Source organism: Roseateles sp. GW821-FHT09H11 (assembly GCF_059415845.1).
Map to the genome: position 1 here is coordinate 258,971 of NZ_JBWKOA010000005.1, position 12,468 is coordinate 271,438.

Genomic DNA, 12,468 nt, shown 5'->3' on the forward strand with positions numbered 1-12,468 from the left:
GTGCTTCAGCGCAGCTGCAGCAGGACGCTCCAGTGCTGCTGGTTGAGATCGGACTTCTCGCAGGTGACGTCCTCGGCGCACGGGCTGCCGGGACGCGGCCGGTTCGTCGGGGCGCTCGCGTAGTGGCGACGGGACAGCAGGCCCGCCTCGTTGACCATCAGCTGGCGACGGGTCACGGCCTGCAGCACGTTGCCGCCGATCGATTCGATCTTCAGCGCGCGGCGGTCGACCGACACCACGACATCGCAGTGCGACTTGGTGCGGTTGTCGATGCGATCGGCCAGGGCCTGCCAATCCGCGAAGGTATCGAGCACCGGCCGGCCGCGCGAGTAGCAGATCAGGTCGCCGACGCGCGGCGCGGTGCGCCGGATGTCGCAGGCGCGGAAGGCGTAGCCCGGCGTCTCGCGCAGCGCGCCGCCGATGTAGACGGCGTGGGCGCCGGAGAAGTGGAAGGCCTGGTCGCTCAGCCCCGCCTCGTGCATCACGAACGAGATGAACGCGCCTGACCATGGCGAATCGGAGATGGCGGTCCGCACGAGCGCCTCGCGCATCTGCTCCGCCTGCGGCGCGTCTGCCGGCACGGCGGCGAGCAGCGGGCCCAATGCGTCGACGCGGCTCCTGCCGGCCGACACCGGATCGTCGAGCAGGTCCGGCGCCCACTTGAGGTCGCGCTGGCCGAGGAGGCCGGGCCGATGCTGGTCCAGCGTCTGCCAGTAGTGCCACACACGTCGCCATGCGTAGCGATCGGCGGGCGGCGCGACATCGCCATCGGCGGCGCGCAGCGGTTCGGTCTCCGTCTCCACCGAGCCGAACTTCCACAGATGTCCGCGTGCATCGATGCGATGGCCGTTGAAGCGCTGGTACTCCTGCATCGCGATCGACGCGATGCGCGCGCCGACGTCGGGGGCCGCGCCGGGGGCCTCGCACGACTGCGCGGCGGCGAGCGCGGGAACGAACGCCGTTGCCGTCGCGAGCACGGCGTGGACAAGGCATCGAAGCGGCGGGAAGGTCATGGCGGCGCGGCGGCGTGAAGTCGCGCGCATTGTGGGAGCGCCCCGGGACCATCGGTCATGCCAATCGGCGGGACGGTCATTCCCGGCGGCTATCGCCGGTCTCGCCCGCGCACACGTCCCGGCGGGACATGCCGTCGCCGCTACTTCCTCCGGCCCGTCGCCTTCAGGAGCAGCAAGGTCACCAGGCCGGTGAGCAGCACGATCAATCCGACGACGACCCAGAACCCGTGCGGATGCGCCAGCAGCGGCAGCCCGCCGACGTTCATGCCGAACAGGCCGCTGATCAGGTTGATCGGCAGCGCCAGCACGGTGACCATCGTCAGCACATACAGCGTCTGGTTGTTCTCCTGCGCGACACGTGCGGAGGTCTCGTCCTGCACCGCGCGGATCCGCTCCTGCAGCGCCTGGATATCGCGCAGCACCAGCGCGAATTCCTCGCTGGCCTGCTGCAGCTGCTGCTTGTCGCGCTCGGCGACCCACTCCGGCGGATTCGACAGCATGCGCAGCAGCGCGCTCGGCTCCGGCGCCAGCAACCGCTGCAAGCGCACCATCAGCCGCCGCAGCGCGGCGACCTCGGAACCGTGGCCGGCATGACGCCCGGCGAGCAGCGCATCCTCGATGTCGTCGACCCGCTCGGTGGCCTGGCGCACGATGCGCTGGAGCTCATCGGCCTGGTCGCGCAGCAGGTGGTCGAGCAGCGCGACGCTGGACCGCGGCCGGTCGCCTCGCTTGATCGCCATCCGCAGCCGATCCACCGAGCGAAGCGGCGCGCGCCGCACGCTCAGTACCAGGTGCTCGCTGACCTGCATCCACAGCGTCGAGACATCGCCCACGTCGAAGGCGAAATCGAAGGTCACGTCGTTGAGCACGGCGAACAGGTGGTCGCCGACGCGCTCGATCCGCGATGAGCGCGAGCCCTGCTGCTGCGCCTCGTCGAAGCTCTCCGCCAGCGCGGCATTGCGGCGCAGCCAGGGCAGCGCGCCCGCATGCGCCAGGTTCAGGTGCAGCCAGAGATAGCCGCCGTCCGGCTGGGAGAGCCGGGCCTGGGCCTGCGCCAGCGTCGGCAGCGCCTCGGTCGGCCGGTCCGGATGGATCCAGAAGCCGCAGATCAGGCCGTGCTCGTCTCCGCCATACGGGCCGGCATAGGGACCGGTCAATCCCCCCGGGAGCTGCGTCGTGTCATTCATCGCCATCGGCGGATGGTAGACGCGCGATCGCCTCTCCCATGCGGACCCGCTGCCCGGTCTGCAAGCCGGCCGACAGGTTCACGCCCGGCGGCAGGAACACGATGATCGTCGAGCCCTGCTCGAACCAGCCCATCTCCTCGCCGCGCGCGTGATCGTGGCCCACCTCGAAGCGATGCGGACCGGGGTGGTCCGGGCGCAAGGTCAGGTCCAGCGCATGCAGCCGCAGGCTGGCCACCAGGATCGCCGCCACCGGCACCAGCGCGATCGGCGTGCCGTCGGGCAGCGTGCATTCGACGGCGGCACGGACGTTGCGGCAGAACAGCCGCTCCACGCGCTTGAGCGCGATCGGATTGACGTTCCAGGTATCGCCCGCGATGTGCGTGACGCGATGGATGCGCAGGTCGGCCGGCGCGTGAAAGCGGTGGTACATCGCCGAGGTCAGCCGCAGCGTCACATAGGTGCCGTTGAGATAGGGCGCGGCGCGCGTGGCATCGCCGAACAGGTCGGCGATGCGGTAATCCATGCCCTTGGCCTGCAGCGCCATCCCGCGCGTGACCGGACCGTGCGCCCCGACGATGGCGTCACAGGGGCTCACGATCGTGGCCGGCGCCGGGTCGACCGGCCGCCGTCCCGGCTTCAGCCGGCGCGTGAACACGTCCCGCAGCGAGCGGTAGCCGTGGGCGGGCGGCTCGGCCTCGCTCAGGTCGAGGTCGGTGAACATCCGCCAGACCGCGACGCTGAAACGCGTCAGCGCCGGGCTGTCGATCCGGGCGTACCGGCCCATGAAGCGGGTCAGCGCCAGGCGGGGCACCCGGTTGGTGAGGAGGAAGTTGAGGGACTCCTGCTGGGTCAGACGGTCGCGAAAGCGGGCCAGTTTCATTGACATGTCAATTCCGTCGGATACACCCCGGTAATTTGCCAACGCTGTGTGACAGCTGAACGAGGCTCCGGAGGCCCATGCCCATGTCGACGACGTTCTTCACCTTTGACCTGTTGCCCGTCGCCGCGGCGGCGGCGGGACTGTTGGCGCTGTACTACGCGCCGACCGGCTGGCGACGCCTGCAGCTCTCCCGCGCGAAGCATCCATCGCTGGCGGGTCACTCGCGCATGGCGGTGCGGCTGGCCCGCCTGATGCCGACGCAGCGCTTCGACGACGCGCACTTCTTCAACGCCGACGACGCGCCGGCCGACATCGTCGCGACGCGGCGGTCCAGCTTCGCCGCGCTGTCGCACACGCTGAAGACGCGCCACGCGCGCAGCATCGCCGCGACGCAGTCGATGAAGCCGTCGCTCCCCGACCTGCAGTTCACCAGCAGCTACCGGGTACCGCCGTCGTTCAGCCCGCTCGTGCAGCGCGAGCTGCCGCTGGGGCCGGTGATGGTCGCCAGCGACGGCCACTGGCTGACCGACTTCGACGGCGAGCGCTTCATCGACCTGGCCGGGAGCTACGGCGTGAACCTGTTCGGCTACGCGTTCTATCAGCGCTGCATCGCCGAGGGCGCGGCGCGCGTGGACGCGCTGGGACCGGTGCTCGGCGTCTATCACCCGCTGGTCGAGGACAACGTGCGCCGCATCCTGTCGCACGCGCGGATGGACCAGCTCTCCTTCCACATGTCCGGCACCGAGGCGGTGATGCAGGCGGTGCGGCTGGCGCGGTACCACACGGGGAAAACGCACCTGGTGCGCTTCTGCGGCGCGTACCACGGCTGGTGGGACGAGGCGCAGCCGGGCCCCGGCAATCCCTTGCCCGCCGAGCGCACCTACACGCTGCGCGACATGCATGAACGCAGCCTGCAGGTGCTGCGCACGCGGCGCGACATCGCCTGCGTGCTGGTGAATCCGCTGCAGGCGCTGCATCCCAACAAGCCGGCGCCGGGCGACGGCTCGCTGGTCGACAGCTCCCGCCGCGCGTCCTACGACAAGGCCGCCTATGCCGCCTGGCTGCGCGAGCTGCGGCAGGTCTGCACCGAGCGCGGCATCGCGCTCATCTTCGACGAGGTGTTCATGGGCTTCCGCCTCGGCGCGGGTGGCGCGCAGGCCTACTTCGGCGTGCAGGCGGACCTGGTGACCTACGGCAAGACGCTGGGCGGCGGCCTGCCGGTCGGCGTGGTCTGCGGCCGCGCGGCTTGGATGAAGCGCTTCCGCGACGAACGTCCCGCCGATGTCTGCTTCGCGCGCGGCACCTTCAACACGCATCCGTACGTGATGGGCGCGATGTCGGTGTTCCTCGACGCGCTGGAGGACCCCGACCGCCTGCGTCAGCTCGATGAACAGGACGAGCAGCAGGATGGCCGGCGCGCGCGCTTGAACGCGGCGCTCGAGGCAGAACAGCTGCCGCTGCGCGCGGCCAACATGTCGTCGATCTGGACGCTCTATTACACGGAGCCGTCGCGCTACAACTGGATGCTGCAGTACTTCCTGCGCGAGCAAGGCCTGGCACTGAGCTGGGTCGGCACGGGCCGGCTCATCTTCAGCCTGGACTTCAGCGACGCGGACTTCGACGAAGTCCAGCGCCGCATCGTCGCCGCGGCCCGTGCGATGCGCGGCGGCGGCTGGTGGAGCAACCCGGCGCTGCCGACCAACAAGGCGATCAAGCGCCGGCTGCTGATGGAGACGCTCGGGCTGCACAGCTGACGATCACGGCGAGTCAGCCATCGACCAGGGGCGGCAGGCATCCCCCGCGAATCCCCCATGACTCCCCAATGACTCCCCACAAAGCGGGGCGCCTCGACATTCATTGACGAATGTCAGAGCGCCCCGTTGTCCTGGGCGCCGCGCGATTCCTAGACTGCTCCGCCTTGCATGCGCATTTGCGTATGCCATTGGGAGTTGTCACATGTATTCCGCCTATTCGATTGCCAATGCTTTCATCGAACGCGCGCTCGCTCGCCGCATTCCGGATCTGTCATCCATGAAGCTGCAGAAGCTGATGTACTTCGCGCAAGCGCACCACCTCAAACGCTGGGGACGCCCGTTGTTCGAAGACACCTTCACGCGTGGGCGATTTGGTCCGATGCTGCCTTCGATCCTGCACCAGGTGAAGGCCTATGGGACACGACCGATCACCCAAACGATCCGGGCACTCTCCGGAGACAACGATCGGGACAACTGGTGCACGCCGACACTGCCATCGAAACACGTGGACGCGCACCACTTCATCGACCAGATCACTGGTCTGTATGGCGGTCGCTCCGCTCAAGCCCTGTCCGATCTCACTCATCTGCCCGGTTCGGCCTGGTCGCACGGGGGAGCGGACGGCAGCCCCATCTCGAACGCCATGATCCGGAACGATCCGACCCTGTCGGGAGAGTTCAATGTCTGAGCAGTCCGATCTCGACCACATGGAGCCCGCCCCTTCGATCGACGATGATGACGACGGCGGCGACGGCATGCCCGCCCAGATCACCGCCGACATGAAGGCGAATCGGCAACTGCGGCGTCGCTACGCGGGCCGGGCCTATGGCCTTGCGACAGGCTGTCTCTGCATGTGGTCTTTGCTGCTGTCCGCGCAAGGCGTCGTCAAGACAGTGACTGGCATCGAGATGTGGTCCGACCAGGTCCTCATCGCCATCACCACCGGCGTCACCGTCAGCGTGCTGGCGGCGTTCCTGGGAGTGATCCGAGGGCTGTTTCCGGGGAAGGACGAGCGCGCTCCCGCGCCTCCTTGACCACCTCCTCGATCGCCTTCACGACGACCTCCGGCTTGTCCCGCTGGATGTAGTGACCCGATCCCTCGACCGGCTGAAGTTCCTTGCCGCCGACCAGCGGCAGCCAGTTCGGCTCCAGGTTGTGCACCATCGTCTCGAACCCGCTCGCCATTTCCGTCGGCGAATAGACCGTGCGCGTCAACACCCGCACCGGCACGTTCGGCCGCGGCTTCTGCCACAGCGTGTCGATGCAGTCCTGCTGCTGCAGAAACTCCGCCTGCATCATGCCCCGGAACACCCGCCGGCTCATGCTGTCCAGCATGTTGGCCATCACCGGTACCTCGACCTGCATGCGTCGCAAGTGCAGCGGATGCGTCGCATCGACGAGCACGATGCCCGCCACCTCGTCCGGATACAACCGCGAGAACGCGTACTGGTACAGCCCGCCGATCGAATGGCCGACCAGCACGTACGGCGGCTTGATGCCGGCGCTCTGCAGCAGTCCGTGCAGTTCGGTCGCGATCCCGCAGGGATTGCGCGGCACCGGCGGCGTGGCCGTGCTGTCGCCGTAGCCGGGGCGGTCGTAGGCGAACACGCTGTGGTCGGCACGCAGCTCGTTCAGCACCGTCGCCCACGGATCACGACCATCGCCGAGACCCGATTGCAGGACGACCGTCGGCTCGCCGTGACCCACCTTCGTGAAGACGATCGGACCGCCCGTGACCCGCTGGTTGCCGGTGTTCGGCATCGGACTGGCGCAACCGGCCAGCACGGCGGCCGCGGTCGCAAGGACCACCGCCAACGACATCGGCGCCCGAAGGCGCCGTTCAACTCCAGACATGCGGGAACTCCTTCTTCCGGCGAACCGGCCGGTCCCGCATCTGTGCGCGATCCCCGCGAGGAGGATCGCGGCACGTGTCATCCCTGGTGGATCAGGCCGCCTGTTCGCCGTTCCCGGCATTGTGCCCATCGTCGCGCGGCCACAACGCCGGATCCAGCCGCTCACCGCGCAACAGTTGCAACGGTGCCCGGTGATAGAGCTGGATGTCGTGGAAGGGGTCCGTGATGATCTTCGTCGCCCAGGCCAGCCCGGTGCGCAGGTCGCGGATCACCGCCAGCTGCAGGACGCGGAACACCAGACCGCCGACGCCCAGCCAGAACCACACGAGGCCGAGCTGATGCAGGTACTCGGTGAAGCTGGCGGCCGGCGCGAACAGGCCGAACAGGCCCGGCTGCAGCCACAGCGCGACCGGCGAGGCGGCCCACAGCGCCATCAGCACGACCTTGCGGCGCAGGTTGTAGCCGATCTTGATCTCTTCCTTGTGCTCGTGCGTCGCCTGGTTGACGTGGTCGTAGCCCTTGGGCTCGAAGAAGAAATGGCCGGCCTGGCGGCTGGTCATCGACACGCCCCACGCCAGCAGCGCCGACCACGCGGGATCGACCAGCAACAGCCCGTAGGCGACCACGAAGCAGCAGGCGCTCAGCAGATGCAGCGACTGGTTGATGCGGCAATGGTGGTAGTAGCGGTGGTCGTCCCAGCGCTGTTCATTCAGAAGTGCCAGAAAGTCCTTCATGGGGGCCTCGTCCTTGAAATGAGCGGTGAGCGTGACGCCGGTCGATGTCAGTGCCGTGATGGCCCGGTGATGCATCGATGACGGACGCGTGGCGACTGTGTCGATCGGCCGTGTCAGGCGCGTGACGGACAGGACCGTCACAGAACTGTTGCGTTCGCGACCCATCATCCGCGCCATGACGACACCGCCGATCGAACTCGAAGTCGACGAGCTCCCCACGCGTCAGCGGTATTTCCGCGTCGCGGTCGTGACGGAGACCTATCCGCCCGAGGTCAACGGCGTGGCGCGCAGCATCGCCTGCGTCGTCCAGGGCCTCCAGGCCCGCGACCACGCGGTGCAGCTGCTGCGCCCCCGACAGGCGCCCGCCGGCACGCCGCCGGTGCCCGACGCGCCCGTCGACGAGGTGCTGATGCGCGGCCTGGCCGTGCCGCGCTACCCGCACCTTCGCATGGGCGTCGTATCCAAGCGCACGCTGGTCAACCTGTGGGCCAGCAAGCGCCCCGACATCGTCCACATCGCGACCGAAGGTCCGATGGGCTGGTCCGCGCTCCAGGCCGCGCGGCAGCTCAAGCTGCCCGTGGTGTCGGAGTTCCGCACCAACTTCCACGCCTACGCCCAGCACTACGGCATCGGCTGGCTGCGCCGGCCGCTGCTCGCCTATCTGCGCAAGTTCCACAACCGCTGCCACTCGACGATGGTGCCCAACGCCGCCCTCGCCGGCGAACTGATGGCGCAAGGCTTCCGCCACGTCAGCGTCATCGCGCGCGGCGTCAACACGCAGCTCTTCCACCCCTCGCGCCGCAGCGACGCGCTGCGCGACAGCTGGGGCGCAGCGCCCGGCGATCCCGTGGTGCTGCACGTCGGCCGGCTCGCCGCGGAGAAGAATCTCCAGTTGCTCGTCGATCTCTGGCCGGCAGTCCGTCAGCGCCATCCGCGCGCGCGGCTCGTGCTGGTCGGCGACGGACCGGCGCGAGCCGACTTCCAGCAACTCCTGCCGCCGTCGTCCAACGTCGTCTTCGCCGGCATGAAACACGGTGAGGACCTCGCCGCCTGCTACGCCAGCGGCGACCTGTTCGCCTTCCCCAGCATCACCGAGACCTACGGCAACGTCACGCCAGAGGCGCTGGCCAGCGGCCTGCCGGTGATGGCCTACCAGTACGCCGCGGCGGCATTGCTCGTGCGCGACGGCATCAACGGCGGGCTTGCGCCGTTCAACGATCCCACGAGCTTCCAGACGCGCACGCTGGCACTGCTGGACGACCTGCCAAGGCTCCGCGCCATGAGCCTCGCGGCACGTGGCAGCGCGGAATCGCTCGACTGGGACGGCATCGTTCAGGGCATCGAGCAGGTCTACGCCTCCGCGATCGACGGCACTTCCGTGGCGCTGCGCGCCGGCTCCCACCTCTCTGGTCTCGAAGCCCGCGCGCACTGAACCGCTCGCTGCTGACGAAGGGCGCCCGGGGCCGGCGGCGTTGTCCGCCTTCCCCATCTGACTGGGCGCCGTCTGTTTGAGCAGAGCGAACCGCAGGTGAGCGTCGCGAGTTGGCGCCCCAAGGCGGACGACGCCGCCGGCCCCGGGCGCTCTTCGTCCCGCTCCACCGACTCAACCGGCGATCCCACCTTCCACAACGTCGTCGGACGGGGTTTCACGCCGCGCACGACGGCGGATCATCAAGATCAGCACGCCCGTGAACACGACGACGCCGAGTCCGCTCATCAGCCAGACCAGCGGTACGCCCATGGCCTGCAGCAGTGCGTAGACGCCGAGCATCAGGAGGATGCTCAGGTTCTCGTTGAACCCCTGCACGGCGATCGACCGGCCGGCGCTCAGGATCTGCACGCCACGGTGCTGCAGCAGTGCATTCATCGGCACGACCATGGCTCCCCCGACCGCGCCGACCATCACCATCGCCGGCAAGGCCCAACCCAAGGAAGTCACCCACGGCGTCGCCAGCATCAGCGCGCCCAGCATCAGACCGAGCGGCATGACTCGCAACGAGTGGTGCAGCGCGATCCATCGTCCCGCAAGACCTGCCCCCGCGACGACGCCGATCGCCACCGTCGCCTGCAGGTAGGCGCCCTGGTTGAGCCGCAAGCCCAGCACGTCCTGCGCCCATTGGAGGACCGCCAGCTGCAGAGTCGCACCCGCGCCCCAGAACAGCGTCGTCATCGACAGCGACAGCCGCCCGCCCAAGCGATCGCGCCACAAGGCCCGGTTCGAGGTCCGGAAATCACGCAGGATCTCGCGCAGGCGGCGTGGCGGCTTCGGATAGACGATGCCGCTCTCCGGCACCCGCAGCTGCAGCACCGCGGCCAGCGCATAGACCCCGAGAAGCGCGCAGAGCGACGCCGTCAGCGGCCGGGCGACGCCCAGTTCCCCGATCGCCGCCATCCACCACGGACTGACCAGCAGCCCGCCCACCATCGTGCCCAGCAGCACGGAGCACACGACCGAGACCTCGATCCAACCGTTCGCCGCCACCAGCCGCGTCGGCGGCACGATCTCGGTGATCAATCCGTACTTCGCCGGCGCGTAGCAGGCGGCGGCGGTGCCGACGATCCCGAACGCGAGCAGCGGATCCAGCCCCGCCGCCATCGCGCCGACGCCGATCGCCTTCAGGCCATTCATGCAGGTCATCAGCGCGACCTTGGGCCAGGCGTCCGCGATCAGCCCGACCACCGGCGCCAGCCCCACGTAGGCCAGCGTGAAGCACAGCTTCAGCAGCGGCGCCCACCAGACCGGCTGCCCCATCTCGCGCAGCAGCGCGATGCCGACGATCAGGAGCGCGTTGTCGGCCAGGGCGGAAAAGAACTGGGCGGCGATGAGGGTGTGGAAGCGTGGGGGCATGGGCGCGCGGAGTGCGCGGCGAGTCTGCGTCAGTGGCGTGACCGCGTGTTGACAACGAATTGACACGCCCCCCACGCGCACCCACCCGGCACCCCCTCCACGATCAGCGACAATCCGCCCTCTATGTTTGCCCTGTTCGAAGACGCCGGAAAATTCCTCGCCGGCCGCATCCTGTCCGAAGCCGATTCCTCGATGCAGATCGAGCTCGAATCCGGAAAGCGCGTCAAAGTGAAGACCGCCCATGTCCTGCTCAAGTTCGACAAGCCCTCCCCGGCCGAACTGATCGCGGACGGACAGCGTCTGGCCGAGGAGATCGACCTCGATCTGGCCTGGGAGTTCGCGCCGGAAGGCGAGTTCGGTTTCGCCGACCTCGCCCGCGACTACTTCGACGCCAAGTCCACGCTCGCCCAGCAGGCCGGCGCGCTGTTCCGGCTGTTCGAGGCGCCGCACTACTTCCGCCGCATGGGCAAGGGCCAGTTCAAGAAGGCGCCGGCCGAGACCGTCAAGGCCGCCCTGCTCGGCATCGAGCGCAAGAAGCAGATCGCCGCGCAGATCGAGCAGTGGGCCGCCGAACTGGCCGAGGGCCAGTGCCCGGCGCCGATCGCCGACCAGATCTACAAGATCCTGTTCCGCCCCGACAAGAACGGCCCGGAGTACAAGGCCGTCGTCGAGGCCGCCAAGCGCAGCCACAAGGCCCCGCTGGACCTGCTCAAGGACGCCGGCGCGATCGCCAGCCCCTACCAGTTCCACTGGAAGCGCTTCCTCTTCGAGCATTTCCCGAAGGGCACGAACTTCCCTGCGCTGTCCGCGCCCGAGATCAAGGACACGCTGCCGCTCGCTCCGGTCCGCGCCTTCTCGATCGACGACTCGGCCACGACCGAGATCGACGACGCGCTGTCCGTCCAGGGCCTGGGCACCGGCACGGTGATCTTCGGCGTGCACATCGCCGCGCCCGGTCTTGCCATCCAGCCGGATTCGCCGGTCGACAAGGTCGCCCGCGAGCGCTTCTCCACCGTCTACATGCCGGGCTGGAAGCTGACGATGCTGCCGGACGACGTTGTCCAGGCTTACACGCTGATCGAGGGCCGTGACTGCCCCGCCGTCAGCATCTACCTGACGATGGACGAGGCGACGCTGGAGATCACCGCGCGTGAGACCAGGCTCGACCGCGTGCCCATCGCGGCCAACCTGCGCCACGACAAGCTCGACGACGTCATCACCGACGCGACGCTGACCGGCGACGCGCCGGCCGACTACGACTTCGCGCCGGAACTGGCCTTCGCCTACCGGCTCGCCAAGGACCTCAAGGCCAAGCGCGAGGTCGTGCGCGGCAAGCCCGAGACCTTCAACCGGCCCGACTACAACTTCCGTCTCGACAACGAGGGGATCGAACCCGCCGGCGCCGAGCAGGTCAGCATCACGACGCGCAAGCGCGGCACCGCGCTGGACCTGATCGTGGCCGAGGCGATGATCCTGGCCAACTCCAGCTGGGGCGGCTTCCTCGCCGAGTGCGGCGTGCCCGGCATCTACCGCAGCCAGGCCAGCCTCGCCCCCGGCATCAAGGTCCGCATGGGCACCAAGCCCGCGCCGCACGCCGGCATGGGCGTCGCGCAGTACACCTGGGCGACGTCGCCGCTGCGCCGTTATGTCGACCTGGTGAACCAGTGGCAGATCATCGCGTGCGCCCGCCACGGCAAGACGGCCGCGCTGGCCGCACCGTTCAAGCCGAAGGACGCGCAGCTGTTCTCGGTCATCTCGGGCTTCGACGCGGCGTACAGCGCGTACAACGGTTTCCAGTCCGGCATCGAGCGCTACTGGACGCTGCGTTATCTGCAGCAGCAGGGCATCACCGAACTGACCGCGTCCGTGCTGAAGGACGGCCTGGTCCGCGCCGACGAACTGCCGCTGGTGTTCCGCGCGCTCGGCTGCGAAAGCCTGCCGCGCAACGCGCACGTGAAGGTGCGCATCACGGGACTCGATGAGCTGACGCTGGATCTGCATGCCAACCTGGTCGAACGCCTCGACGCCGAGGCCGCCCCGGCCCAGGCCGACGAAGGCGCCGACGAGGACGAGGAACCCAGCGGCGTGCTGACGCTGGCGATCGACGTCAACGACGACGGCTCCGACACCGCGAAGAGCGGCGACGGCGCGGCGCCGACCTCGTCCGCGGCCGCGCCCGCCGCTTCCTGATCCTTCCAT

At 68.7% G+C, this 12,468-nt stretch carries 11 protein-coding genes; 5 read left to right on the top strand and 6 right to left on the bottom strand.

The genetic code is table 11. The features are described from left to right. Nucleotides 1-5: 5 nt before the first annotated feature. The 3 genes from AC07PR_RS18145 to asd form a co-directional block, all read right to left on the bottom strand. The gene (locus AC07PR_RS18145; protein ID WP_495136112.1) at nucleotides 6-1,013 is read right to left on the bottom strand and encodes a DUF2272 domain-containing protein; all 1,008 of its coding nucleotides are present in this window, start codon (nucleotides 1,011-1,013) and stop codon (nucleotides 6-8) included. A gap of 140 nt (nucleotides 1,014-1,153) precedes the next feature. Continuing rightward, a complete protein-coding gene (locus tag AC07PR_RS18150) occupies nucleotides 1,154-2,206 on the bottom strand; it encodes a transporter (protein WP_483107823.1) in 1,053 nt (350 codons plus the stop codon). Next, entirely contained in the window at nucleotides 2,193-3,086 is an 894-nt protein-coding gene (gene asd / locus AC07PR_RS18155; RefSeq protein WP_495136113.1) for an archaetidylserine decarboxylase, read from the bottom strand. Before asd ends, AC07PR_RS18150 begins: the two co-directional genes overlap by 14 nt. A 77-nt stretch (nucleotides 3,087-3,163) precedes the next feature. On the opposite strand from asd, the gene AC07PR_RS18160 reads away from it, so the two are divergent. The 3 genes from AC07PR_RS18160 (at nucleotide 3,164) to AC07PR_RS18170 (ending at nucleotide 5,868) form a co-directional block, all read left to right on the top strand. Continuing rightward, the gene (locus tag AC07PR_RS18160; protein ID WP_495136114.1) at nucleotides 3,164-4,834 is read left to right on the top strand and encodes an aminotransferase class III-fold pyridoxal phosphate-dependent enzyme; all 1,671 of its coding nucleotides are present in this window, start codon (nucleotides 3,164-3,166) and stop codon (nucleotides 4,832-4,834) included. A 202-nt stretch (nucleotides 4,835-5,036) separates the two neighbouring features. Continuing rightward, a complete protein-coding gene (locus AC07PR_RS18165) occupies nucleotides 5,037-5,522 on the top strand; it encodes a Panacea domain-containing protein (protein ID WP_495136115.1) in 486 nt (161 codons plus the stop codon). Then, the gene (locus AC07PR_RS18170; RefSeq protein ID WP_495136116.1) at nucleotides 5,515-5,868 is read left to right on the top strand and encodes a hypothetical protein; all 354 of its coding nucleotides are present in this window, start codon (nucleotides 5,515-5,517) and stop codon (nucleotides 5,866-5,868) included. The genes AC07PR_RS18165 and AC07PR_RS18170 overlap by 8 nt, the downstream gene beginning before the upstream one ends. Here the strand turns inward: AC07PR_RS18170 and AC07PR_RS18175 are convergent. Further along, nucleotides 5,789-6,688: an alpha/beta fold hydrolase gene (locus tag AC07PR_RS18175; RefSeq protein ID WP_495136117.1), complete on the bottom strand. Its 900-nt coding sequence runs from the start codon at nucleotides 6,686-6,688 to the stop codon at nucleotides 5,789-5,791. The genes AC07PR_RS18170 and AC07PR_RS18175 overlap by 80 nt on opposite strands. A gap of 91 nt (nucleotides 6,689-6,779) precedes the next feature. Then, nucleotides 6,780-7,421 (bottom strand): hypothetical protein, encoded by a 642-nt coding sequence (locus tag AC07PR_RS18180; RefSeq protein ID WP_377160227.1) that lies wholly within the window; start codon nucleotides 7,419-7,421, stop codon nucleotides 6,780-6,782. A gap of 175 nt (nucleotides 7,422-7,596) precedes the next feature. Between AC07PR_RS18180 and AC07PR_RS18185 the strand changes: the two genes are divergently transcribed. Further along, entirely contained in the window at nucleotides 7,597-8,853 is a 1,257-nt protein-coding gene (locus AC07PR_RS18185) for a glycosyltransferase family 4 protein (protein ID WP_495136118.1), read from the top strand. Nucleotides 8,854-9,024: 171 nt separating this feature from the next. Here AC07PR_RS18185 and lplT read toward each other — a convergent pair whose 3' ends face one another. Then, nucleotides 9,025-10,269, bottom strand: coding sequence for a lysophospholipid transporter LplT (gene lplT, locus AC07PR_RS18190; RefSeq protein WP_377160223.1), 1,245 nt, complete (start codon nucleotides 10,267-10,269; stop codon nucleotides 9,025-9,027). Nucleotides 10,270-10,392: 123 nt separating this feature from the next. Here lplT and AC07PR_RS18195 point away from each other — a divergent pair, with 123 nt between their 5' ends. Next, the gene (locus AC07PR_RS18195) at nucleotides 10,393-12,459 is read left to right on the top strand and encodes a ribonuclease catalytic domain-containing protein (protein ID WP_483107828.1); all 2,067 of its coding nucleotides are present in this window, start codon (nucleotides 10,393-10,395) and stop codon (nucleotides 12,457-12,459) included. Nucleotides 12,460-12,468: the final 9 nt, after the last annotated feature.